The sequence below is a fragment of the Phenylobacterium sp. genome (genome assembly GCF_035309685.1).
Lineage (GTDB): Bacteria > Pseudomonadota > Alphaproteobacteria > Caulobacterales > Caulobacteraceae > Phenylobacterium.
On sequence record NZ_DATGEX010000064.1, the window covers coordinates 97,889 to 119,884 of the forward strand.

A 21,996-nucleotide genomic window follows, 5' to 3' on the forward strand; every position below is an offset into this window, starting at 1 on the left:
GCCTGCGCCCGATAGAGAGTGATGCGCGGCGGAAGCTCAAGGCCTGTTTCGCCGAAACCGGCGGGCGCCCTTAGGTGTTTGCCCTGAATTGATCCGTGGGCGGCGGCGGGCGCAGAATACCGGGCGTGCGGCAGGCCGGCGCGAAGGCAAGCCTATGAATAAAATGTGGTCTCCTCCGGAGGCGGCCCGCAAGGCGGCTTCCGAGGCGCCCTCGGTGACGATTCCCCCGACGCTCCCCGAGGCTGGTTTTGGGGCCGGCGCGGCTGATGGCGCGATTTCGCTGCGTGGCTTCTTCCTGGGCCAGGCGATCGCCCTGCTGGCCGCGGTCGGCGCCTTGGCGCTGCATCTGCTGGTCGGGCCGCTGTTCAGCCACTCGGTCTATCTGTTCTGCCTGCCGGCGGTGCTGATCTGCGCGGCCTTCGCCGGCTTCCCCGCGGCGATGAGCGCCACCGTGCTGATGACCGTGGGCGGCTTCCTGGCCGACGCCTATGCCGCGATCCCGCCCTCCGAGCAGTTCGCGCGGGCGGCGCTCTTCCTGTTCGCGGGCTCGGTGATCGCGCTGGTCGGCGGCCAGCTGCGGCGCACGCTCGCCCGCCAGGGCCGCGCGCTGGACGAGCTGGCCGAACGCGAGGCCCTGCTGCGCGCCAGCCTCGACGCCGTCGCCGAGGCCACCATCGTCATCGACGAGGAAGGCGGCATCGTCGGCTTCAGCCACGCCGCCGAGCAGCTGTTCGGCTGGAGCGCCGCCGAGGTCATCGGCCAGAACGCCAAGGTGCTGATGCCGGCGGCCCACGCCGAGGCGCACTACCGTCACGTCCGCCGCTACGTCGAGACCGGCGAGCGCCGGGTGATCGGCTCCTCGCGGCAGGTGAGCGGCCAGCGCCGCGACGGCGCGGAGTTCCCCCTGGAGCTGCGCATCGGCGAGGTGAAGATCGGCAAGCGCCGCTACTTCACCGGCGTGCTGCGCGACCTTTCGACCATGCGCGAGGCCGAGCGCCGGTCCGACGAGCTGCACGCCCAGCTGACCCAGGTCTGGAGCCTCAATTCCATGGGCGAGATGGCCTCGGTCCTGGCGCACGAACTCAACCAGCCATTGTCCGCGGTGGCCAACTACCTGCGCGCCGCGCGCACCCTGATCGCCCATCTGGAGGTCGATAACGACGACCTGATCGATGCGGTTTCGCGGGCCGGAGACCAGGCCGTGCGGGCCGGTGAAATCATCCGTACAATGAGGGATTTGGCGACGCGCGGCGGCACTGAGCAAAAGAGCGAAAGCTTGTCCGGCATCTTGGCCGAGATCGAATTCATCATAGGGTTAATGGTCCGCGACGCCGGCGCCCGGGTATTTTACGACCTACATCAAGGGCCGGATACTGTCCTCGCCGACCGTATCCAAATCCAACAGCTTGTGGTTAACTTGGTGCGCAACGCCATCGATGCAGTCGCCAAGTTCCCGGACCGTGAAATTAAAATTTCAACGCGGCCGGATGCTGACGGTAAGATTCTGACCACAGTCGAGGACAGTGGACCCGGCGTCGATATCGCGGTTATGGGGCGAGTCTTTCAACCCCTCGCCAGCACGAAACCCGCAGGAATGGGGCTAGGCCTTTCGATTTGTCGCGCTATAGTCGAGAACCACGGCGGACGGATTTGGGTTGAATCCAGTCCGCTGGGAGGCGCTGCTTTCTGTTTTGTACTAGCGCGGACAGGTGTGATTGGTGATGGCGCAAGCGGCCGACAGGACCGTGTTCGTCGTCGATGACGACGCCGCAGCCCTCGATTCGCTTGTCATGCTGCTAAGGTCGGATGGACTCAACCCTAGCGGGTTTTCTTCGGCCATAGAGTTTCTCGACGTCCTGCGCCCCGACGCCCGCGGCTGTATCATCAGCGACGTGCGCATGCCCGGCATGGACGGGGTCGAACTGGTCCGCGCGCTCAAGGAACGCCACTGCCTGATGCCGGTGATCCTGATCACCGGCCACGCCGACGTGACCGTCGCGGTCCAGGCCATGAAGGCCGGCGCGGCGGAGTTCGTGCAGAAGCCCTTCGAGAGCGAACTGATCCTGCGCCTGGTCCGCGCCTGCCTCGAGGAGAACGACGACGCCGTCGACGCCAGCTCGCGCCGCCTGCGGGTCCTGCGCCGCATCGAGAGCCTGACCGCCCGCGAGCATCAGGTGCTCGGCCTGATCATGGAGGGCGCCAGCAACAAGCTGATCGCGTCCAGCCTGGATATCAGCCCGCGCACCGTCGAGATCTACCGCGCCAACGTCATGTCGAAAATGCGCGCCGACAGCCTGTCCGACCTGATCCGCATGACGCTCGCCGCCGGCGCCGCCTAAGCGCGCGCCACGCACTAAGGGCATGTACCTAGGTAGTCACGCCGAAGTGAAATCGTGGCGGGATTGTGGTTGATTCGCCCTCGATGCGCAGCGTAGCCACCCAGTCCCCGCCGCTTTCGGCCGCCCTCCCCGCCAATGAAGGTTTTGGGGGCGAGGGCTCCGCGTCTGCGGCGGAGCGGCTTGGCGCCCTGCACCGGGCGTCCGGCGCGCTGACCCACGACTTCAACAACCTGCTGGGCGTGATCCTGAGCGCCAGCGAACGGCTGGCCGGGGAACTGACCGCCGGCGGCGAGCAGCAGAAGCTCGCGCTTCTGGCGCTCGAAGCCGCCGAGCGCGGCGCGGAGCTGCTGCGCCGCACGCTTTCGCTGGGCCACGACACCGCGGCGGCCGCCGAGACCCTCGACGCCGCCGCCTCGATCGCCACGGTGCGCCGCATGGCGCGCCAGGCGATCCCGGCCAGCGTGCGCCTGCGCGCCACCAACGCCGCCGAGCCGCTCAGCTGCCTGGCCGACCGCACGGGCCTGGAGATGGCGCTCTTGAATCTCTGCCTGAACGCCGGCCAGGCCATGCCCTCCGGCGGCGCCCTGTTCCTCAGCGCGCGGGAAACCCGCATCAGCGGCTTCGACGCCCGGCGCATGGGTCTCACCCCCGGCGACTACGTCGGCTTCACCGTGCGCGACACCGGGGCCGGCATGTCGCCCGAGACCCTGGCGCGCGCCACCGAGCCGCTGTTCACCACCAAGGCGACCGGCACGGGCCTGGGCCTGAGCTCCGTCCGCGACTTCGCCGCGAGCTGTGGCGGGGCGCTCTCCCTATGGTCCCGCGAAGGCCACGGCACGACGGCGACGCTGTACGCGCCGGCAGCCCCTGCGGTCGCCGTGGCGGCCTGAGGCGCCAGCGCCGAATTGACGAAGTAGCTCCGCGCCATTGTGCCGGGGGTCGCGGCGCGTGCGGCGCCGCCTCATCTCGATGACTTAAACCGCGCGCCCGGCGTCAATGCGAGCAGGTCCAGGGTCAAACCGCATCTGAAAGTCGTGCGCGTGTCCCCTTAGGTCGTCCGGCGTAGGGCGAGCTTCGCTTCCCGGCCTGCAGCCGGATCGCAACCGCCACCGTTGACGACGCAGCGGCGACTCTCTAGCGGGATTCGATCTTAGGGAGAGAATTGCAACCATGGATCGTCGAGGCTTCCTGACCACCGCCGCCATATCCGTAGCCGCGGGCGGGGTCGCCGCCTGCGCCAAGACGCCCGCGCCCTCCGCGTCAACGTCCGCCGCCACGTCCGCCGTGGAAGCCATCACCACCGCCAAGCCAGACGGCCTCAACCCGGTCGGAATCCGCACCGCGGGCATCCGCATGCTTCCGGTGGTGGGCGGCAAGCACAAGGTCTGGACCAAGCAGATAGGTCAGGGCCCGGTCAAGGTGCTGCTCCTGGCCGGCGGTCCGGGCTGCAGCCACGAATATCTCGAGGCCATGGAATCCTTCCTGCCCCAGGCCGGGATCGAAATGATCTATTACGATCAACTCGGCACCGGCAATTCCGACCAGCCGAACGATCCCTCGCTCTGGACCCTGCCGCGTTATGTCGAGGAGGTGGAGGAGGTCCGCAAAGGCCTGGGGTTGGAGCAGTTCGTGCTCTACGGCCATTCCTGGGGCGGCCTGCTCGCCCTGGAATACGCCCTGAAATATCAAAGCCATCTGCGTGGTCTGGTGATCTCCGACATGGCGGCCGGGATGCAGGCCTATCTGAAACGCACCGCCGCCCTGAAGAAGATGCTGCCGGCGGACAAGCTCGCCGAACTCGAGGCTCTGGAGGCCAAGCAGGCCTACGACTCGCCCGCCTATGCGAAGATCATGATGGAGGACCTCTACCCCAAGATGATCTGCCGGATACAGCCCTGGCCGGAGCCTGTCGTCCGGGGTTTCCGAACCCTGAACCAGACCATCTACAACCAGATGCAGGGCAAGAGCGAATTCCTGGTGACCGGCAACCTGAAGGACTGGGAGCGTTGGGACCGGCTGCACGAGATCAAGGTGAAGACCCTCACCATCGGCGCCGCCCACGACGAAATGGACCCCGCCGACATGCAACGCATGGCCACGCTCATTCCCGGCGGGACGTCAGTCATCTGTCCGAACGGCAGCCACATGTGCATGTGGGACGACCAGGCATACTATTTCGAGCACCTGCTTGGGTTTTTGAAGACGATTTGAGAAGAGCCGCCCCCCTTCGCTTTCGGGCGCCGAGCCGATGACCGCTTTCGACCCATAGCGGACCCTCGGAGAGTCCACTGTTGGGCGGCAAGCGTTGTGAGCAACTGACGGGGAGCGGGCCTCCCCGCGGCCAGGCCCACGAAAACCCCGTTTCTCACGCGGAAGAACGGCTTTTTCCGACCCCCAAAACGCAAAAGGACCGGACACCCTCTCGGCGTCCGGCCCCTTGCGCAGGGGATGTTCCGGCCGGTCAGGCGGCGAGCGGCTGCGGCTCGGCGTCGATGCGGCGGGTCTCGGGGCCGTCGCGCAGCATGTAGCCGCCGCCCCAGACGGTCTCGATCTGGTTCTCGCCCTGCGAGGCCTGGGCGAGCTTCTTGCGCAGCTTGCAGATGAACACGTCGATGATCTTCACCTCCGGCTCCTTGAGGCCGTTGTAGAGGTGGTTGAGGCACATCTCCTTGGTCAGGACCGAGTTTTTCCTGAGCGAGAGCAGTTCCAGCACCTTGTACTCGCTGGGCGTCAGGTGCACCGGCACGCCGCAGACCTCGGCGGTGCGGGTGTCGATGTTGAGCGCGATGTTGCCGGTGCGGATGATCGATTCCGAATGACCGCGCGAGCGGCGCACCACCGCGTTGATGCGCGCGGCGAGCTCGGCCTTGTGGAACGGCTTGGAGATGAAGTCGTCGGCCCCGGCGGAGAGCGCCTTCACCTTGGTCTCGATGTCGCTGGAGGCGGTGAGGATGATCACCGGGGTGCGGATCTTCTTGGCGCGGACCGCGCGCAGCACGTCGAGGCCTTCCATATCGCTGAGGTCCAGGTCGAGCAGCATCAGGTCGTAGTCGTAGACCGCGGTCAGCTCGATCGCGTCCTCGCCCAGGTCGGTCACGAAGACGTTGTGGCCCTCGGCGATGAGCTTCAGCTCGATGCTCTTGGCCGCGACCGGATTATCTTCCACCAGAAGGATATGCATTGTCAGCTCCCACGCTTCATTAAGTGATTGGAATGATTATCGATCAGCCGACCCGCGAGGGTCAGGATCTGCGACATGCGGAAGGGCTTGGCGAGGACCTCGTCGGCCCCCAGGTGCTTGGCCCAGCTCAGGTAGTCACGGCGCCCGCCGGGACCCGCGCCGCTGATCGCGATGATCTTCGGGGGCTTGGGCTTGCGCTTGATCTGCAGGATCGCCCCGATCCCTTCCATCTCCGGCATGACGATGTCGGTGACGACCAGGTCGGGCTTGAAGGTGTCGACAGCGAGCAGGCCCTTGCGGCCGTTCTCGGCGGTGAAGATGGTGTAGCCGGCGGCGTTGAAGGCGTGGGCCATCAGACCCAGCAGCGCCGCGTCATCGTCGATGAGCAGGACCCGGCCGCTGGCGCGGCTTTCGGTCTCCGGCTGGACGAGGCGAAGGGCGGGCATCGGGTGAACTCAGCGGCTTGACTTATGGTTAATGTTTTTAACCACGCTGATTCGAACGAATCACCCTGAGGCGACTACCTACGGGATTTCCCGTACCGGTAGAGTAGGTAGAAACCCCTACCCCTGGCTGGGAGACCGATGTTCGCCCGCCTGGGTAGAATTTGTCGGTTTTGTCAGTCGCGCTCGCGCCAGATCGAAATCGCAAGCCTCGGACGGATAAGGAATAATCCGGCCCAGACGCACAGCACGCCCAGGTAGCGAAATCCACGACGCTTCGGGCGGATTTCGGTCTCGTACAACTGGGCGTAGTCTGCGATGACGCTCATGGCGGTCTCCTCGTTCGGTGAGGAGAGGCTAGGAACCGGCTACGACAGTTCCGGACGCATGGGCGTTTCGGGCGATCTCGATCTGCGCTGCGAGCGTCGTCTTGAGCACGTCCGGCGCCAGAATCTCGATCTTGTCGCCCCAGGTGAAGAGGTGCCAGGCGAGCTCCAGCATGCCGCTGGCCCGGAAGCGCACGATGACCGAGCCGTCCGCGCGGGCCTCCAGAGTCTGATTGGCGTGGAACCGCCAGCGCAGCGCGTCCTCGGCCCCGGCCGGCGTCGCGCGCAGCACCACGTCCTCGGTGTCGTCGTGGAAGATGCCGAAGCTCTCGTCGGCATAGTCCTGCAGTGAAAAACCCTCGGGCCGCGCCGCCGGCCGATCGGTGACCTCCACGTCGCGCACGCGGTCGAGCCGCCAGTTGCGCGCGCCGTTCCCCTCATTGGCCACCAGATAGTTCGACCGCCCGAACAGCACCCCGAACGGCGTCACCTCGCGGACCCGGCCGGGGGTTGCGCCGCCTTCGTAGCGGAAGCGCAGACTCCGCATGGACAGCAGCGCCTCGCGCACCGCGGCCAGCACCGTCTCGTCCTCGAAGGGCCTGGGCCCGGCCTGCACGGCGATGGTCTCGGCCTGCAGCAGGGCCTCCAGATCCGGCGCGAGCTTGCGCCGGGCCGCCGCCCGGGTGGCCGACAGCACCTTCTGCTCCAGCGACTTCAGCGCGCCGGCCCGCGCGCCCGCCCCCTGCTGGGCGAAGACCTCGGCCGCCGCCGCCAGCGCCGCCAGCTCCTCGGCCGTGGGCGCCTGGAAGAGGCCATCCAGGCCCGCGGGGATGCGGAAACGCCGCGTCGGCGGATCGTCCACCTCCTCCAGCTGGGGAAAGACGTCGCGCACGGCGTCGCGCATCCGCTCGGCGGTGCGCCGCCCGACGCCCAGCCGCCGCGCCATCTCGTCGAGGGTCAGCCCCTCCGCGGTGCCGGCCAGCATCCTCGCCAGTTCCAGCAGCCGGCCGGCCTTTTCGTGTCGCATTTGGAGCTGCGTCCGATTCTGTCGTCGCAGCCGATCAGACCTGAACGCGTTGAAACCCGCAACGGAGTTCAGAACGATGTCCGCCTACCGCCGCTTCCGTCCCCGCCAGGCGCCCCGTCCGATCGAGACGGCCGCCTTCGAGCGCCCCGCCCTGCCCGGCTCCGTCGTCGACGCCGTGCTGCGCTATCACGACGAAGTGCAAGACCAGGGCGGCGGCGCCACCCTGCTGCGCCTCTCCGAGAAGCGCCTGCGCAACAAGGAGGTGAAGAAGGCGCTGGGCAAGCTCGCCGCCCGCGCGGCCGGGGTCGCGGTCCTCTGGAACGAGGACGAGAGCCAGATCATCCGGGTGCTGGAGGCGGCCTAGGGCTGCGCCAGCCCCTCGTGCCGGTAGTTCGGCTGGTCGATGGCGAGCTGGTCGAGGACGTTGGCCTTCAGCGTCGCGATCAGGCCGGGCGTGGTCACGTCCATGTCGCCGGCCCGCAGGCGGTCACAGAGCTCGCTGTTCAGGCCGGCATAGTCGCCGCGGTGATCCAGCAGAACGGTGAACCGCTCGACGGCTGCGGCTTCGGCGGCGGGGCCGAGCTGCTGCTGGCGGGCGACGACGCCCAGGATATTGGCGGCGACGCGGGCCAGGAAGGCGTTTCGGGGGTCGAGGCTCGGACGCACCGCGTCGATCCAGCGCGAGACCGCTTCGGTCAGCTCCTCGGCCCTGGGATGGGTGATCAAAGCCCCGCCTCCAGCAAGAAGACCAGGTCGACCTCGGTCTCCGAAACCCGCCGCCCGATCATAGGCCGCTCCACCGAGGCCTCCAGGCCGCCGGCCCAGCTCTGGTACATCATCAGGCACATGACGCCCCACTTGAGCGAGCCCAGCGCCTGCCAGGCGCGCAGGCGGCTCAGCGTCACGGGACGCCCGCCCGCCGCCTCGTAGCCCGCCAAGAGGTCGGCGTAGTCGCCAAAGCCGCCCACCGGACGGTCGGGCCGGCCGAACCGCCAGCTGTTGACGCAGATCCAGCCCAGGTCCTCGGCCGGGTCGCCGATGTGCGACAGCTCCCAGTCCAGCACCGCGGCGACCCCGATCTGCGGGTCGATCATCAGGTTCCCGTTGCGGAAATCGCCGTGCAGCAGGGTCAGCGGCGCGGGCTCCGGCGCATGCTTCTTCAGATGCTGGAAGGCCAGTTCCAACACCGGCCGCTCGGCGCCCGAGGCGCGGTAGATCTCCTCATAGCGCGCCAGTTCGCCCAGGAAGTCGGCGCTCTTCAGCACCGCGGCGTCGGGGACCGGCGTCGCGTGGATCTGCGCCAGGATTTCCCCGCACTGCCGCGCCAGCTTCGGCCGCACGGCCTCGAACCGTGGATCCGAGACGATCTTCCGTCCAAGGGTCTCGCCGGAGACCCGCGCGGTGACGTGGGCCTCGCCGAGCCCGTCCTGCGCGTCGCAGAGATGGACCAGCGGCGCGGCCGGCGCGCCGCGCGCCCGCACCGCCTCGATCAGCGCCGCCTCGGCCGCCAGGCTGACCGACCGCGAGGTGTCCGGGTCGAAGGGCGCGGAGCGGCGGCGCAGGATCAGGTCCCGCCGCTCGCCCTTCAGCGTCTCCACGGCGAACGCCCAGGTCTCCATGCTGGCGCCGCCCGACAGCCGCTCGGCGGCCGCCAGCACGGCGCCCTCGCCGCCCAGGCGCTGGGCAAGCTTCGGCAGGGCGGCGAGCACGTCGACCGTCATGTCGCCCCCCAATTCACGCCCCGCGCCTCATGACCTTGGGGAACTCCCCGTGTGATGCAATTTATCCGATCAGGCGGGTGTTCCGGCGGCTTGTAAATGGCCGCGATGCACTAAGCTCGCCGCAAAGAACATCAGGGACCAAACGCCATGGACTTCGATCTGCCCGCCGACCTCGTCGCCTATCTGGCCGAACTCGACGCCTTCATCGAGGCCAAGATCAAGCCGCTGCAGGCGCAGGACGACAACGAACGCTTCTTCGACCACCGCCGCGAGCACGCCCGCACCGACTGGGACAACAACGGCCTGCCCCGCAAAGAGTGGGAGGAGCTGCTGGCCAAGGCCCGCAAGCTGGCCGATGACGCCGGACATCTGCGCTACGCGTGGCCGCCGGAGATGGGCGGCAAGGGCGGCACCCAGCTCGCCATGGCGGTGATCCGCGAGCACCTGGCGGCCAAGGGCCTTGGCCTGTTCAACGACCTGCAGACCGAGCACTCCATCGTCGGCAACAACCCCTTCATCCTGATGTTCAAGGAGTTCGCCACCAACGCCCAGTACGAGCGCGACGCCGACAAGCTGCTCGGCGGCAAGATGCGCACGGGCTTTGGCCTGACCGAGCCCAACCACGGCTCCGACGCCACCTTCATGGAGACCACCGCGGTCCGTCAGGACAAGGACGGCCAGCCCGGCTGGCTGATCCGCGGCGAAAAGATGTGGACCACGGGCATGCACGTGGCGACCCACGTGATGGTCTTCGCCCGCACCTCGGGCAAGGACGGCGACGCCGCCGGCATCACCTGCTTCATCGTCCCGGCCGATGCGCCGGGCGTGAAGATCGAAGAATATATGTGGACCTTCAACATGCCGACGGACCACCCGCGGGTGAGCTTCACCGACGTGTGGATCCCCGAGGACAGCTACTGGGGCCAGATCGACCGGGGCCTGGGGCTGGGCCAAAGCTTCGTGCACCAGAACCGCATCCGCCAGGCGGCGTCGTCCCTGGGCGCGGCGCAGTTCTGCGTCGACGAGAGCGTGAAATACGCCCGCGAGCGCAAGCCGTTCGGCAAGGCGCTGGCCGAGAACCAGGCCATCCAGTGGCCCTTGGTGGAGCTGCAGACCCAGTGCGAGATGCTGCGCCTCCTGATCCGCAAGACCGCCTGGCAGATGGACCGGATGGAGCACAAGGAGATCGAGCGCACCATCTCCGACAAGGTCTCGATGTGTAACTATTGGGGCAACCGCCTGGTCTGCGAGGCGGCCGATAGAGCCATGCAGGTGCACGGCGGCATGGGCTATTCGCGCCACAAGCCCTTCGAGCACATCTACCGCCACCACCGCCGCTACCGGATCACCGAAGGCTCCGAGGAGATCCAGATCCGCAAGGTGGCCGCCTACCTGTTCGGCTACGCGGGGCCCAAGCGCCGCGAGTTCGAGGCCTTGGGCATCGGCACGCCCAAGGGCGACTACGTCCAGCCTGTTCCGGCCCGCCCTTGAGCGCCGATCAGCGCCTGGTGGTCTACGGCTCGCTCGCGCCCGGCAAGTCGAACCACCACCAGCTCGCCGGCCTTTCCGGCGAGTGGCGGCCCGGCGTAGTGCGCGGCCAGCTGAGGAACCAAGGCTGGGGCAGCGGCCAGGGCTTTCCGGGTCTGACCCCGGACCTGGCCGGGCCGGAGGTTCAGGTCCAGGTCTTCGTATCGCCGGACCTGCCGGCCCATTGGGACCGCCTGGACGCCTTCGAAGGCGCCGACTACCGCCGCGTGCTTATCGAGGTCGCGACGCCGGACGGGCCGCTGGAAGCCTACATCTACGCCGTCGAAGCCTAGGCGGCCGCGACGCCGCCGTAGAGCCGGTCGAACACGGGCGGCAGGCTGTCCGGCAGGCCCAGCAAGGGGCCGGAGGAGAGCAGCAGGACCACCTCGTCGCCCTTGAGGTGCGAGAGGGCGCGGGTGGCCTCTTCGGCGGTCCGTGCGCCTTCGACGGCGACGCCTGTGGCCGCGGTGCGGGCGAGGATCTCCTCGAAGCTCGACTGGTGGTGGCTGGCGGCGCCGTGGGTCGGCGGCGGCGCGATCAGCACCCTGGCCGCGCCCGCGAACACCGTGTCGTACCAGCTGAGCGCATCAGTGCTGCGCCAGGAGAAGGTGTGCGGCTCGAAGACCACGGTCAGCGGCCGGCGCGGATAGTGCAGCAAGAGCGCCTCGATGGCCGAGCGGGCCTTTTCGTAGGACGAACCGAAGCCCTCGATGACCGGCACGGCCGAGCGGGTGGTCAGGCGGTCGAGCCGGCGGCGGATGCCGGCGAAGCTCGCCACCGCCGAGGCCAGGGCCTGTTGGCTCACCAGGCCGCGCTCCAGCAGGTAGGCGCTGACGCCGACGATGTTCTCGATGTTGTGGGCGCCCAGCAGGCTGGTGGCGAGCGCCACGCGCCCGCCGTCCGGCCGCACCAGGGAAAAGCGGGTCGTCTCGCCGTAGACGATGTCGTCGGCCCACCAGCCCTCGCAGCGCGCGGTGTCGTACCAGACGATCCGGCAACGGGCCTCGCCGGCGATCGCGCGGATGGGCGCGCTTTCGCGGGCGACCAACAGGCCGTCCGCCGGGATCAGCCGCAGCAGCTCGCGGAACGGCGCCTCGTAGTCGGCGAATGCGGGAAAGACGTTGACGTGGTCGTGGACCAGCGAGGTCAAGAGCACGTCGCGCGGGTGGTAGAGCACGAACTTGGACCGCCGGTCGTCGGGGCCCGCGATGTACTCATCGCCCTCCAGCACCATCTCCGGCGCGGCGCCCCAGTGGCCGGTGTCCGGCAGCGAGGGCGAGATCGCGCCGACCATCCAGCCGGCGTCGCGTCCCGCCTCGCGCAGCGCATGCGCCATCAGCGCCGAGCAGGTCGACTTGCCGAACGAGCCCGCGACCACGGTGTTGGCGCGGCCTTGCGTCGCCTCACCCACCAGCGCCGGGAAGCTGGTGACCCGCACGCCGCGCCGTCTTGCCTCGGCGACCTCCGGATTGCCCTCGCCGCCCAGCTTGGCGCTGGCCCCCAGCACCAGCAGGTCGAGATCGGCCGGCAGGTTGGCCGCGTCGAAGCGCTGATGGAACGGAAAGCCCAGGCCCGCCACATAGGTCGACATCGGCGGGAAGACGTCCTGGTCGGAGCCCGACACCCGATGCCCCGCCTCGCGCATCATCAGCGCCGCGGCGCTCATGCCGGCGCCGGCCAGGCCGGTGAAGTGGATGCGCAAGGCGCTTCCTTTCGATTCGATCAGCCCCATCGGCCACGACTTAGCCGATGGCCCGCGCGGCTCCAATCCGGCTGCGGTCAGGTGCTCCGTTACGGAGTCCTGACTCATGGCTGAGCCTGTTAACCCCGACTTAACCACGCGAGTCCAACCTGCGAGCGTCTTCTCTGAAGACACCCCACCATCACCGACTTTAATAGCCCGGCGCTCGCGCCGGGCTCTTTTTTGAATGCGTCAGCCGGCGGCGGCCAACCCGGCTTGCATGGCGGCGAACTGTAACTTATACCCCCCGGCTCTCGACGGCCCTGATCCCGGATAGCTCAGTTGGTAGAGCAGTCGGCTGTTAACCGACTTGTCGCAGGTTCGAGTCCTGCTCCGGGAGCCAGCCTTTTTCCACGCCAGAGCGCGCCAGCGCGCCCTGGCTTGCGAAATCCCACCTCGCCGAGCGGCGCTGCGTTGCGGCTCACCGCGATCAGACGGTTGGGATAGTCCCGCCATCCAGAACATAGTTGGCGCCGCTGACGAAGGCGCCGCGGTCGGACGCCAGGAACGCGACCAGCTCGGCGACCTCCTCCGGCCGGCCGGGCCGACCGACCGGGATGCCGCCCAGCATGTCGACGATCTGCTGGCGCGCCGCCGCTTCGCTGGCGCCCGTGTTGCGGACGATATCGGCGATCATGCCCTGGGCGCCGGACGTCTCGATGAAGCCTGGCGAGATCATGGTCACGCGCACGCCGTGGGGCGCGACGGCCTTGGCCAGGCCTTTGCTGTAAGTGGCAAGTCCCGCCTTGGCCGCGGCATAGACGAGCGTGCTGTTGGCGGCCAGCGGCAGGCGGGCCGCGACCGAACCGATGTGGATCACCACGCCCGATCCCCGTTCGATCATGCCGGGGACGAAGCCGCGGTCCAGCCGCGCCGGACCCATCAGATTGAGGTCAAGGATCGCCTGCCAGTCGGCGTCGGACAGCGACTCGAATCCACCGGGCTTGGTTTCCACGCCCCCGGCGTTGCTGATCAGGATGTCGAGCCCGCCCCAGTCGGCCGCCAGCCGAGCGGCGACGGTCTCGACGCCCGCGGCGGTTCCGACATCGGCCGGGATGAACAGGACGCCGTCCATCGCCTGGGACGGCGCCGACCGCGCGGTCGCGGCGACACGGGCGCCGGCGAGCTGGAAGCGGCGGACGACCGCCGCGCCGATGCCGCGCGTGCCGCCCGTCACCAGCACGCGCCGGCCCGCGAACTCGTCCGCAAAGGTGGCGAAGGGATAGGGCGCGGTCATGCTCAGGCCCTCGCCTTGTTGTGGATGATGATCAGCTGAGTGATCCGCCCGTCCCGGACGCTGAAGTAGAGGCTCAGGATCAGCGGGTCGGGCAGGCCGGTCTTGTCGTAGGTCCCGTCGGTGCGTGCGTGGATGGTGATGTCGCCGTGGCGATCCACGGCCTGCACGGGGGTGAAGGTGACGCGGTCCCCGAAGATCTCCTTCGCCGCGAAGGCGCGGATCGCCTCGGCTCCGGCGAATTCTCGTCCGACATCATTGACCAAAGCATCCGGGTCGAACGTCGCCATCCAGGCATCGATGTCGTGGCCGTTGCAGGCCGCGAGGTGGCGAGCGACCACATGCGGTAGATCGTTGGTTATGTCCTTGGGCACGGCTGGCTCCCGATGGTTGTTTGCGCCAGCGCGAAAACTATCGGTTCCACGGAGGAGGTGTCAGACGGACAGATCGGATAGTATCGATCCCATTGGGGAATAGATGGCCCTCACCTTCTATTCGTAGAGCCAAGGCTTATAGGCGATCTCGATGTTGTATCCGTCCGGGTCGCCGACGTTTGCCGCGAAGTAGTCGGCGCGCCATTCGGGCCTAAGGCTCGGTTCCTTCTTTGAGGCGGCTCCGGCGTCGATCGCCGCCTTGTAGCAAGCCCTGACAGCGTCCGCGCTCTGGGCGGTGAAGGCGACGTAGAGGTCTTTGGCGACGTCGCCAGGCTTCAGCCAGAAACCCGGCTCGCCATGGGTGGCGAAACCGCGAATGGGCGGTTGATCGAACTTGTAGGGCATGTCGATGCCAAGCGGCTCAAGCAGCTTCCTGTAAAAGTCGCTCGACCGTTCCAGGTCGGAGACGGGGAGATAGATATGATCGATCATGGCTTTCTGCTTTCGTTTGGCGGCAGGACCGTCATCGCGGCGATGCACGCCGTCGGCAGGCGGCCCAACCGGACCTTCAGGCGAATAGGTTGTTCGGATCCGCGCCCGGCGCGTCCATGCTCAACGCACCTTGGCGAAGCCGTCGCGGACTTCTTCTCCGCTAGCTGACACCCTCAGCAATGAGCCCGTGATAGATCGCCCCGTGTTTGCGGCGCCTGGCGATGTCTTGGTAGGCCTCGCTGTCAATCCAATCCTTTGCGGCTTTTACGCTCGGGAACTTCACAATGACCATTCCCTCGATCGGATCACCTTCAAGGATTTCATGCTTTCCATCGGCTACGAGCACTTCGATCGGACGATCTTTCATTGTTGCTTTGATTCCAGTCCGATATTTTTCGAGCTCTTCTTGATCGGTGGTTTTCATTCTCGTGAAGACAACGTAAGCGGACATGAAAGTTCTCCTTACTTGTTGCCGCCGTTCGCGAAGATGGCTTCACCCGTGAGCCAGCCCGCATCATCCGAGGCCAGAAATACGGCCACGCGCGCGATGTCCTCGGGCTGGCCGACGCGGCCCAGCGGCGTGCTCGCGATGATCTGCTTCTTGAACTCCGTTCCCATGACGCCCGCCGCGTGGGCGCCCTCCGTTTCGGTTCCACCGGGATTGAGGGCGTTGACGCGGATTTTTCTGGGCCCGAACTCTTTTGCGAGCACGCGCGTCAAGCCATCGACGGCGCTCTTTGACGCGACGTAGATCGAAAGGGTCGGGTCGGCGGCGACACTCTCCGTCGATCCGATGTTGATGATGCTGCCGCCTTCCGCCCCGAAGGCCGGCAAGGCGGCTTCGATCATGAGGCACGCGCCCAGCACGTTCGTGTCGAACTGACGGTGAAATTCCTGCTCGCTGAACTGCTCGAAGGGCGCAAACGAGAAGACGCCCGCGTTGTTCACCAGCACGTCCAGGCGGCCGAAGGCTTCTTTCGCCTCCGCGACCAGGCGTTGCGCGTCGGCCCTCTGCGCCACGTCGCCTTGCAGGGCCATGGCGCGTCCGCCTTTGCCGGTGATCTCGCGCACCACCCGTTCCGCGGCTTCATGGTCGCGCGCGTAGTTCACCACCACCGCCGCGCCTTCTGCGCCGAAAGCTTTGGCGATGGCCGCGCCGATTCCCTTTGAGGCGCCGGTCACTATCGCAACCTTCTCGTCCAGGCGTTTCATGATCTGATCCCTTGTCGTCGGTGATGCAGACCTATGAATTCGGCCAAACGGGGATTAGGCGTTCAGTTCGGATAGCATCGATCCCTTTGGGGAATGGATCAGTCGTCCGTTTCGGCAAGCAGCTCAGCCAGGAAATCGACGAACACGGCGACCTTGCCGGGCTGGCGGCGGGACGCGGGCCGCACGACGCTGATCGGAATTCCGGGCGGTTCGCGATCGCGCAGGATTCGCCGCACCGTTCCGGCGCGGATGTCGGCCGCGAAAAGCCAGTAAGGCGCCTGGGTGATACCCAAGCCGGCAAGCACCGCGGCGCGGAGCTCTTCGCCATCGTTGCTGCGAAACGCCGCCGCCGGCTGATAGGAAATCACCCCGGCGCGGCTGGCGAAGGTCCAGGGTCGCGGCCCATCCTGCGAGACGAAAATCACGCCGTCGTGGTGGTCGAAGTCGCCGGGGCGCATGGGCTCTCCCCTGCGGTCCAGATACTCGGCCGATGCGACGGCGACGACGGCCGACTCGCCGATCTTGCGCGCCACAAGGCTGGAGTCCGAAAGGGCGCCGTTGCGGATGGCCAGGTCGATGCCGTCTTCGACGAGATTGCGCGTCCGCTCGGAGACCAGCATCTCGACGACGACCCTGGGATAGCGCGCGCGGAACGCAGGCAGTTTCGGCACCACATAGCGGCGGGAGAAGCCGGGCGCGGCGGTGACGCGCAACACGCCGGACGGCGAGGCCTGGCCTGAGCCGACGCGGGATTCTGCGGCCTCGAGATCGCTGATCAGCGGTACGGCGGACTCGTAGAAATCCCGCCCGGCCTCGGTCAGGCTCAGGCTGCGGGAGGTGCGCATGAGCAGCTGCGCGCCGAGGCGTTCCTCCAGCGCGGCGACCTGCTTGCTGATCGCCGGCTGCCCCGTGCCAAGCTCGCGGGCGACCGCCGAAAAGCTCCCGCTCTCGACGACGCGCACGAATATCTTGATGCCTTCGAGCCGGTCCATCCACCTCTCCGCAGGGGAGTGTCACGGGGTTCAGGAATGATTCCGGTATCGCTTGGGCTTAGTCCATTCCAAATCGAGGGGAGCCGCCGCGCGCTGCGACACGCCCCTCGGCGATCGGCCTGGCGTGTTCGCCGATAACGCCGTGCAGTTCCTCGAGGGCGTCCTCCAGCAGCAAGTTGGCCAGGAAGTCGTCACGGCCAACCAACCGGCTCGCGGCGCGCAGGATGTTCCGAAATCGGGCCAGGCGGAGAACCTCCTGGCCTGTCCAGACGTGGGCTGTGGGCATGGTTGTCCCCCAATGCATCGGCGAGCCGACTTGGCTCGCAAACGGCAAGTCTGGGGTAGCCGCGCGCGTTCGCCTTGTAGGCAACCGTCGAGGCTGGGCGTTTCCGGCGCAAGGCGGTCGAAAGGCCTTGGGCGGGTCAGGTTTGCCGGGCGACAGCGGACCGGCGGTCTCTAGCGGATCGACAATCGCCGCCAGACGCTGGGGCTCACGCCGGTGTGGCGGGTGAAGACCTTGGTGAAGTGGCTGTGGTCCGCGAAACCGCTGGCGAGCGCGACCTCGGTCAGCGTTTCGTCTGGGCGGCGGAGCAGAGCCATCGCCCGCTGGACGCGGGCCTTGAGCAGCCAGGCATGGGGCGCAAGGCCGGTCACTTGCCGGAACGACCGGGCGAAGTGGCTGACCGACAATCCGCAGGCCGCGGCGATCGCCTCCAGCGACGTCCCGCCGGCGAGATCGCCGAGGATCATGTCCTTGGCCCGCTTCTCCTGCCAGGGCGCGAGCCCGCCCCGGATCCGCCGCGCGCAAGGCTGGCCACCGTAGGCGTGCATGGCGTGGGCGGCCAAGGCGAGCGCGACGTGGTCGGTAAACAGCCGGTTGGCGCGCTCCGGGGCCCGCAGCGCCGGCAGCAGGGACAGGCCGAGATTCCTGACGGTCTCGTCGCGGAAACCGGCGCCCGGCGCGAACCGGAGGTTCTCCACGCGAGGATGTCTGTCCTCCTCGGCCAGGGCGTTCATCGTCGTGCGGGGCAGGTACATGAGCAGGGAATGGATCGGCTTGTCGATCCCGCCCAACGGCTGCCGCCTCAGATCGGCGATCGTCGTCTCGCCGGCGCGGAAGAAGTACCGCCCGTACTCACGCCCCTCCTCCCAGTAGGAATTGTCGGGAAGGTCGCGAAGGACCAGGCAGATGATGTAGGCGTCCTGCGGCGGGATGGGCTCCGACAGCTGGCCGGTCGGCCGATCGACCCGGATTTCGGTCGCCGCGAACGCGGTGTGCTGGAGCGAGCGGGTGACGATCGAGCGCGCGTCAGCCGCGCCGAAGTTCTTGGCGAGTTCGCGGCCGTAGGCGCTCGGTTCGACATGCGATCGTGGATTGGCGCTCATGGCGCTAGCCGCGATGAGCCATAAGCGCGCCGACCGGGCAGCCCCAGCGTCTCTTGAGGGAAGCATTCTGCGCCATGACCGAAGCCTCGGGCGAAGGCCGGCCGGTCTCAAGCCTGTCCTCAAACCGCCCGGCGCATTTGCGCCGAAATGTACAAAGCAGGTTGCAATCGTCCCATGGCGGCGAACAATCCGACGGTCTTTGGGCAACCCTCCGTCGGCTAGAGCCGTCGCAGCATCATGTCGCGCTCACCCCGGCACGCCGCCGTGAACGCCGTCAGAGGCGCCATGAACTCGCGGGGCGCGCGCCGGATCAGCTCGCGGGCATCCTGCGCCGGCTGTTGGTAGGTTTCGAGGAGAAAGTCGACGACGGCTTCGGCGGCTTCCAGGACCCGCAGCGAACTCGCCAGTCGGATACGGCCGACCAGCGCCGACAGGCCGATCAGCTTGTTGGGATTGTCGAGCGGGTGCTCCAGGGCGTCGAGCGCCAATTCGGACGAGAGTTCGATGAAACGGGCGTAGATGTCCTCTCGCCGGTCGAGCTCCCGGAGAACGCGATCCGTCCGGGTCTGCCGGCCTTGCGTGAGGTAGCTGGTGGCGAAGGACGTCATGCCGCCCATGAGCGTGCCGACAACGGCCGTGACGCCGGTGATGAGAGCGGGATCGGCGCGCGGCATCAAGGAAGGCTACAGGCCTCCAAACCGCCCGGCTTGTAGGTTGCGCACAGTCCTTGGCGATTGGCGGCGCCAATCCGCGGTCTCGGGCCCCGCTGAGGCCGATCGATGTTTGACCAAATCCCCCGCGGCCGCTCACCGTCGGCGGCCGTCCTTAGCGGTGTCAGCTCATGGTGACCCTTCGCCACGCCCCTGGGGTCAATCCCACGCGCTGCACGAATACGCGCGTGAAATGGCTCTGATCGACGAATCCGCAGGCCAGGGCGATCTCTGAGAGCGCTTCATTGGGCTGGCGAAGCAGGGTCATGGCGTGTTCCACCCGCGCCTGCAGCAGCCACGTGTGGGGCGCCAGGCCTGTGGACTTGCGGAAGGCCCGCGAGAAATGGCCGACCGACAGACCGCAGGCCCGGGCGACCTCCGCCAGCGGGATATCGCCGGCGAGATTGGCGGCCAGCATCTCCGTCGCGCGCCGCTCCTGCCAGGGCGCCAAGCCGCCCTGCACCAGCTGCGGCCCGTCCGGCATGCCGCCGTAGGCGTGGGCCATATGGGCGGTGAGGGCGAGCGCGACATGGTCCGCAAACAACCTGCTGATCTGTTCGGGCGACCTCAGCGCCGGCAACATCGCCGCGCTGAGCTGCCGGATGATGTCGTCATCGACGCCGACACACGGGTCAAATCGGAGTTCGTCGATGTGGGCGACATTGGCCTCCTCGGCCAGCGCGTTCAGCGCCTGTTGGGGCACGAGCCACATCATCGAGTGAAGCGGGCAGTCGATCATCGCCGCCGGATCAAGCTGCAAATGGTGAATACAGGTGTCGCCGGCTCGAAGGTACGGAACCGGGAACGCCTTTCCCTCCTCCCAGTATTCGAAGCCCGGCCTGCCCCGGAAATGGTGGCACACCATGTAGGCGTCCTGGCGCGGAATGAGGTCGCTGACCCGCCTTGGCGGGCTGTCGACCACGAGTTCGGTGACCGCAAGTTCAGCGCGCTGCAAGACGCGCGTGACCATGTGCGGCGCTTCGTCGGCGCCGAAGTTCGAGGCCAACTCCTTGCCGTAGGCTCGCCGCTGCGCTTCCGCCGAAAGACCAGCGCTGTCCGTCATGCGTGTTTGACCCCGCTTACACGCTCCCGATGCTGACGACCTGGCGCCGGAGCAGACCTCCGCCGTCTGCACATTCAAGACGCCCCTGGTCCGTCATCCGAGTCTGCCGCGGACCGACCTCAGACGCTTGGGCGAAGCGGACGAGGCCGGCCGCGACAATCATGACGTAGTCTAGGTGAAAATCTCGGAGATCGCTATCAGTCACGCGCCCACCGGAATATCCCACAGGCGACGCCCCCTTTGCGCCATTACTCGAGAATGGCGCGGGGCTCGAGAAACGCCTCGATGCCGTAGGCGCCGAACTCGCGGCCAATACCCGAGGATTTGAAGCCTCCAAAGGGCGCCAGCGGATCGTCGAGCAGGCCGTTGATCGCCACCCGTCCGGCCCGGATTCGCGAGGCGACACGGCGCGCCCGCTCGATATCCGCCCCACTGACATAGCCGTGGAGGCCGTATTCCGTATCGTTGGCGATCCGGATCGCATCCTCGTCGTCCTCATAGGGGATCACGGTCAGCACCGGTCCGAAGATCTCCTCCCGGGCGATGGCCATGTCGTTGGTCCCGAGGAACACGGTCGGCTTCACGAAGAAGCCCGTCTCAAGGCCAGGCGGATGCCCTTCGCCGCCGGCCAGGACCTCGGCGCCTTCCTCGATGCCCTTGCGGATATAGGCCTGCACGCGGTCCCACTGTTTCAGGTTGACCATGGGCCCCACGCCCGTCTTCGGGTCGGCCGGATTTCCAGCCGCAAACGCCGGCATGAAGTCCGCGAGCGCCCGCCTGACGTCATCCAGGCGGCTCTTCGGCGCCAGCAGCCTCGTGCCGGCGAGGCACGCCTGACCGCTGTTCATGAACCCGATCGAGAGCGCGAGCGGGATCGCCCGGGCCAGGTCAGCGTCGTCCAGAATGATGTTGGGCGACTTTCCACCCAGTTCGAGCGTGACGCGCTTCATGGTCGCCGCGCCGTCGCGCATGATCGTCCTGCCGACCGCCGCGGACCCGGTGAACGAGATCTTCGCGACGTCCGGGCTCCGCACCATCTCGGCCCCGACCACCTCACCTCGCCCTATGACCACGTTGCAGACGCCCTTGGGCAGGTTCGCCGCGCGTAGGCACTCCAGCCACACCTGCGTCTGCAACGAACTCAGCTCGCTCGGCTTGACGACGGCCGTGCAGCCGGCGGCGATGGCCGACGACAGCTTCATGCAGAGGAACATCGCGTTCGCGTTCCACGGCGTGATCAGGCCGGCGACGCCCACCGGCTCCAGCGTAACGGTCGTACTGCCCCAGGTTCGCACAAGAGGCAGGCCCTGGAGGGCCTGCTCCGCGGCGAGGAACACGTCGGCGGCCGCCTGCACGATGGGCGCGACGAACTGGACGACACCGCCGTACTCCTCGACCATGATGTTCGTCAGGTCATCGGCCCGCGCCAAGACCGCCTTGTGCAGCCGCCGCAGGAGCTCGATGCGCTCTTCCCGCGTCGTCTGACTGAAGGTCGCGAACGCCCGCTTGGCGGCGGCGATGGCGCGGCGCGCATCTTCGTCGTCGCCGAGCGTCACCTGGCCGATGATCCTCTCGTTGGCCGGATTGACGATGTCCATCACCTCGCGTCCGTGCGAATCGACGGCCTCGCCGTCAATGTAGTGCGTTGTAATTGCTTGCATCTCGCGGCCTTCCTCGATTCGAAAGTGTCAAGAGCGCGTGGGGATTTGGACGGCGGCTTGGAACGCGATCTGGGCGCCAAGGACGCCCGCGTCAGCAGCCGTTACCCGGCGGATGGACGACGAACTCATTCCTGAGCTTCCTTCTGCTCGATCTCACCCCCCGGCCGTAAAAGTCGGGGCTGGCGACCTGGGGGGACGGCCGCCAGCCCCGGAGGGCGCGATGTGGTCGGGCTTGGCGTCGCGCCGGCGTCGACAGAAGAAGCGCGGTGGGGAGCTTTCGAGCTTCAGACCTGGGGTTCGGTCCATCGACCGTCCAAATCTATTCGGTCGGTCCGCGGCTTCTTGGATTGGACGCAGGGATTTTGGCGAATTGAACTCTATTCGCCCCGCAACTCGGCAGAGTTTTTCACGCCAATCGATGTTCCGGCGTTCGGCGCGGGCGACTATTTCAAAACAAGAAATGACCGCCGCCGTTGGAATCCTACCAGCCGCGCACCCGGGCGAATGCCGAAGATGGCGCGTGTCCTGCGCCCTGCGTGGGCTCGGCCAACGCGATCCGGGAGCAGC

The 21,996-nt window shown here is 67.3% G+C and carries 25 protein-coding genes and 1 tRNA gene; 8 read left to right on the plus strand and 18 right to left on the minus strand.

Features of this window, described 5'->3' with window-relative positions:
• Positions 1-214: 214 nt before the first annotated feature.
• The 4 genes from VKQ35_RS19470 (at position 215) to VKQ35_RS19485 (ending at position 4,550) form a co-directional block, all read left to right on the plus strand.
• Positions 215-1,762 carry a PAS domain S-box protein gene (locus VKQ35_RS19470; protein WP_324364385.1) on the plus strand — a complete coding sequence of 516 codons (1,548 nt, stop codon included), beginning with the start codon at positions 215-217 and terminating at the stop codon, positions 1,760-1,762.
• A complete protein-coding gene (locus VKQ35_RS19475; RefSeq protein ID WP_324364386.1) occupies positions 1,722-2,339 on the plus strand; it encodes a response regulator transcription factor in 618 nt (205 codons plus the stop codon). Before VKQ35_RS19470 ends, VKQ35_RS19475 begins: the two co-directional genes overlap by 41 nt.
• Before the next feature lie 83 nt (positions 2,340-2,422).
• Positions 2,423-3,229 carry an ATP-binding protein gene (locus VKQ35_RS19480; protein WP_324364387.1) on the plus strand — a complete coding sequence of 269 codons (807 nt, stop codon included), beginning with the start codon at positions 2,423-2,425 and terminating at the stop codon, positions 3,227-3,229.
• Between the two features lie 280 nt (positions 3,230-3,509).
• The gene (locus VKQ35_RS19485) at positions 3,510-4,550 is read left to right on the plus strand and encodes a proline iminopeptidase-family hydrolase (protein WP_324364388.1); all 1,041 of its coding nucleotides are present in this window, start codon (positions 3,510-3,512) and stop codon (positions 4,548-4,550) included.
• 250 nt (positions 4,551-4,800) lie between these two features.
• Here VKQ35_RS19485 and VKQ35_RS19490 read toward each other — a convergent pair whose 3' ends face one another.
• The 4 genes from VKQ35_RS19490 to VKQ35_RS19505 form a co-directional block, all read right to left on the minus strand.
• Positions 4,801-5,520 carry a response regulator transcription factor gene (locus VKQ35_RS19490; protein WP_324364389.1) on the minus strand — a complete coding sequence of 240 codons (720 nt, stop codon included), beginning with the start codon at positions 5,518-5,520 and terminating at the stop codon, positions 4,801-4,803.
• Positions 5,521-5,522: 2 nt separating this feature from the next.
• Positions 5,523-5,966: a response regulator gene (locus tag VKQ35_RS19495; protein ID WP_324364390.1), complete on the minus strand. Its 444-nt coding sequence runs from the start codon at positions 5,964-5,966 to the stop codon at positions 5,523-5,525.
• A gap of 173 nt (positions 5,967-6,139) precedes the next feature.
• Positions 6,140-6,292: a hypothetical protein gene (locus tag VKQ35_RS19500; RefSeq protein WP_324364391.1), complete on the minus strand. Its 153-nt coding sequence runs from the start codon at positions 6,290-6,292 to the stop codon at positions 6,140-6,142.
• Positions 6,293-6,320: 28 nt separating this feature from the next.
• Positions 6,321-7,316 (minus strand): helix-turn-helix transcriptional regulator, encoded by a 996-nt coding sequence (locus VKQ35_RS19505; RefSeq protein WP_324364392.1) that lies wholly within the window; start codon positions 7,314-7,316, stop codon positions 6,321-6,323.
• Positions 7,317-7,392: 76 nt separating this feature from the next.
• Between VKQ35_RS19505 and VKQ35_RS19510 the strand changes: the two genes are divergently transcribed.
• Positions 7,393-7,680: a hypothetical protein gene (locus tag VKQ35_RS19510; protein ID WP_324364393.1), complete on the plus strand. Its 288-nt coding sequence runs from the start codon at positions 7,393-7,395 to the stop codon at positions 7,678-7,680.
• Here the strand turns inward: VKQ35_RS19510 and VKQ35_RS19515 are convergent.
• Positions 7,677-8,042, minus strand: a complete 366-nt coding sequence (locus VKQ35_RS19515; protein WP_324364394.1) for a DUF6285 domain-containing protein — start codon at positions 8,040-8,042, stop codon at positions 7,677-7,679. The two genes, VKQ35_RS19510 and VKQ35_RS19515, sit on opposite strands and share 4 nt — an antisense overlap.
• Positions 8,039-9,037, minus strand: coding sequence for a phosphotransferase family protein (locus VKQ35_RS19520; RefSeq protein WP_324364395.1), 999 nt, complete (start codon positions 9,035-9,037; stop codon positions 8,039-8,041). The genes VKQ35_RS19515 and VKQ35_RS19520 overlap by 4 nt, the downstream gene beginning before the upstream one ends.
• Before the next feature lie 147 nt (positions 9,038-9,184).
• On the opposite strand from VKQ35_RS19520, the gene VKQ35_RS19525 reads away from it, so the two are divergent.
• A complete protein-coding gene (locus VKQ35_RS19525; protein ID WP_324364396.1) occupies positions 9,185-10,528 on the plus strand; it encodes an acyl-CoA dehydrogenase in 1,344 nt (447 codons plus the stop codon).
• The gene (locus VKQ35_RS19530) at positions 10,525-10,857 is read left to right on the plus strand and encodes a gamma-glutamylcyclotransferase family protein (protein WP_324364397.1); all 333 of its coding nucleotides are present in this window, start codon (positions 10,525-10,527) and stop codon (positions 10,855-10,857) included. The genes VKQ35_RS19525 and VKQ35_RS19530 overlap by 4 nt, the downstream gene beginning before the upstream one ends.
• Here the strand turns inward: VKQ35_RS19530 and VKQ35_RS19535 are convergent.
• Positions 10,854-12,266: a Mur ligase domain-containing protein gene (locus tag VKQ35_RS19535; RefSeq protein WP_324364398.1), complete on the minus strand. Its 1,413-nt coding sequence runs from the start codon at positions 12,264-12,266 to the stop codon at positions 10,854-10,856. The two genes, VKQ35_RS19530 and VKQ35_RS19535, sit on opposite strands and share 4 nt — an antisense overlap.
• Before the next feature lie 306 nt (positions 12,267-12,572).
• Between VKQ35_RS19535 and VKQ35_RS19540 the strand changes: the two genes are divergently transcribed.
• A tRNA-Asn gene (locus VKQ35_RS19540) sits at positions 12,573-12,648 on the plus strand.
• A gap of 87 nt (positions 12,649-12,735) precedes the next feature.
• On the opposite strand, the gene VKQ35_RS19545 is transcribed toward VKQ35_RS19540, so the two are convergent.
• The 11 genes from VKQ35_RS19545 to VKQ35_RS19595 all read right to left on the minus strand — a co-directional run bounded on the left by VKQ35_RS19545 (position 12,736) and on the right by VKQ35_RS19595 (position 21,429).
• Positions 12,736-13,542 carry an SDR family oxidoreductase gene (locus tag VKQ35_RS19545; RefSeq protein WP_324364399.1) on the minus strand — a complete coding sequence of 269 codons (807 nt, stop codon included), beginning with the start codon at positions 13,540-13,542 and terminating at the stop codon, positions 12,736-12,738.
• 2 nt (positions 13,543-13,544) lie between these two features.
• Positions 13,545-13,913 carry a nuclear transport factor 2 family protein gene (locus VKQ35_RS19550; protein WP_324364400.1) on the minus strand — a complete coding sequence of 123 codons (369 nt, stop codon included), beginning with the start codon at positions 13,911-13,913 and terminating at the stop codon, positions 13,545-13,547.
• A 117-nt stretch (positions 13,914-14,030) separates the two neighbouring features.
• Positions 14,031-14,453, minus strand: coding sequence for a VOC family protein (locus VKQ35_RS19555; protein WP_324364401.1), 423 nt, complete (start codon positions 14,451-14,453; stop codon positions 14,031-14,033).
• A 112-nt stretch (positions 14,454-14,565) separates the two neighbouring features.
• Positions 14,566-14,856, minus strand: coding sequence for a DUF1330 domain-containing protein (locus VKQ35_RS19560; RefSeq protein ID WP_324364402.1), 291 nt, complete (start codon positions 14,854-14,856; stop codon positions 14,566-14,568).
• 11 nt (positions 14,857-14,867) lie between these two features.
• Positions 14,868-15,617, minus strand: a complete 750-nt coding sequence (locus tag VKQ35_RS19565) for a glucose 1-dehydrogenase (RefSeq protein ID WP_324364403.1) — start codon at positions 15,615-15,617, stop codon at positions 14,868-14,870.
• 98 nt (positions 15,618-15,715) lie between these two features.
• Positions 15,716-16,609, minus strand: a complete 894-nt coding sequence (locus tag VKQ35_RS19570) for a LysR family transcriptional regulator (protein WP_324364404.1) — start codon at positions 16,607-16,609, stop codon at positions 15,716-15,718.
• 58 nt (positions 16,610-16,667) lie between these two features.
• Positions 16,668-16,895, minus strand: coding sequence for a hypothetical protein (locus VKQ35_RS19575; protein WP_324364405.1), 228 nt, complete (start codon positions 16,893-16,895; stop codon positions 16,668-16,670).
• Positions 16,896-17,065: 170 nt separating this feature from the next.
• Positions 17,066-17,995, minus strand: a complete 930-nt coding sequence (locus VKQ35_RS19580; RefSeq protein ID WP_324364406.1) for a helix-turn-helix transcriptional regulator — start codon at positions 17,993-17,995, stop codon at positions 17,066-17,068.
• Positions 17,996-18,213: 218 nt separating this feature from the next.
• Positions 18,214-18,669 carry a hypothetical protein gene (locus tag VKQ35_RS19585; RefSeq protein WP_324364407.1) on the minus strand — a complete coding sequence of 152 codons (456 nt, stop codon included), beginning with the start codon at positions 18,667-18,669 and terminating at the stop codon, positions 18,214-18,216.
• A gap of 160 nt (positions 18,670-18,829) precedes the next feature.
• Positions 18,830-19,768 carry an AraC family transcriptional regulator gene (locus VKQ35_RS19590; RefSeq protein ID WP_324364408.1) on the minus strand — a complete coding sequence of 313 codons (939 nt, stop codon included), beginning with the start codon at positions 19,766-19,768 and terminating at the stop codon, positions 18,830-18,832.
• A gap of 248 nt (positions 19,769-20,016) precedes the next feature.
• A complete protein-coding gene (locus VKQ35_RS19595; protein WP_324364409.1) occupies positions 20,017-21,429 on the minus strand; it encodes an aldehyde dehydrogenase family protein in 1,413 nt (470 codons plus the stop codon).
• Positions 21,430-21,996: the final 567 nt, after the last annotated feature.

Coding starts and splice junctions, on each gene's coding strand:
- VKQ35_RS19475 (WP_324364386.1), top strand. CDS start 1,722: ATGGCGCAAGCGGCCGACAGGACCGTGTTCGTCGTCGATGACGACGCC.
- VKQ35_RS19480 (WP_324364387.1), top strand. CDS start 2,423: ATGCGCAGCGTAGCCACCCAGTCCCCGCCGCTTTCGGCCGCCCTCCCC.
- VKQ35_RS19485 (WP_324364388.1), top strand. CDS start 3,510: ATGGATCGTCGAGGCTTCCTGACCACCGCCGCCATATCCGTAGCCGCG.
- VKQ35_RS19490 (WP_324364389.1), bottom strand. CDS start 5,520: ATGCATATCCTTCTGGTGGAAGATAATCCGGTCGCGGCCAAGAGCATC.
- VKQ35_RS19495 (WP_324364390.1), bottom strand. CDS start 5,966: ATGCCCGCCCTTCGCCTCGTCCAGCCGGAGACCGAAAGCCGCGCCAGC.
- VKQ35_RS19500 (WP_324364391.1), bottom strand. CDS start 6,292: ATGAGCGTCATCGCAGACTACGCCCAGTTGTACGAGACCGAAATCCGC.
- VKQ35_RS19505 (WP_324364392.1), bottom strand. CDS start 7,316: ATGCGACACGAAAAGGCCGGCCGGCTGCTGGAACTGGCGAGGATGCTG.
- VKQ35_RS19510 (WP_324364393.1), top strand. CDS start 7,393: ATGTCCGCCTACCGCCGCTTCCGTCCCCGCCAGGCGCCCCGTCCGATC.
- VKQ35_RS19520 (WP_324364395.1), bottom strand. CDS start 9,037: ATGACGGTCGACGTGCTCGCCGCCCTGCCGAAGCTTGCCCAGCGCCTG.
- VKQ35_RS19525 (WP_324364396.1), top strand. CDS start 9,185: ATGGACTTCGATCTGCCCGCCGACCTCGTCGCCTATCTGGCCGAACTC.
- VKQ35_RS19545 (WP_324364399.1), bottom strand. CDS start 13,542: ATGACCGCGCCCTATCCCTTCGCCACCTTTGCGGACGAGTTCGCGGGC.
- VKQ35_RS19560 (WP_324364402.1), bottom strand. CDS start 14,856: ATGTCCGCTTACGTTGTCTTCACGAGAATGAAAACCACCGATCAAGAA.
- VKQ35_RS19565 (WP_324364403.1), bottom strand. CDS start 15,617: ATGAAACGCCTGGACGAGAAGGTTGCGATAGTGACCGGCGCCTCAAAG.
- VKQ35_RS19570 (WP_324364404.1), bottom strand. CDS start 16,609: ATGGACCGGCTCGAAGGCATCAAGATATTCGTGCGCGTCGTCGAGAGC.
- VKQ35_RS19575 (WP_324364405.1), bottom strand. CDS start 16,895: ATGCCCACAGCCCACGTCTGGACAGGCCAGGAGGTTCTCCGCCTGGCC.
- VKQ35_RS19580 (WP_324364406.1), bottom strand. CDS start 17,995: ATGAGCGCCAATCCACGATCGCATGTCGAACCGAGCGCCTACGGCCGC.
- VKQ35_RS19585 (WP_324364407.1), bottom strand. CDS start 18,669: ATGCCGCGCGCCGATCCCGCTCTCATCACCGGCGTCACGGCCGTTGTC.
- VKQ35_RS19590 (WP_324364408.1), bottom strand. CDS start 19,768: ATGACGGACAGCGCTGGTCTTTCGGCGGAAGCGCAGCGGCGAGCCTAC.
- VKQ35_RS19595 (WP_324364409.1), bottom strand. CDS start 21,429: ATGCAAGCAATTACAACGCACTACATTGACGGCGAGGCCGTCGATTCG.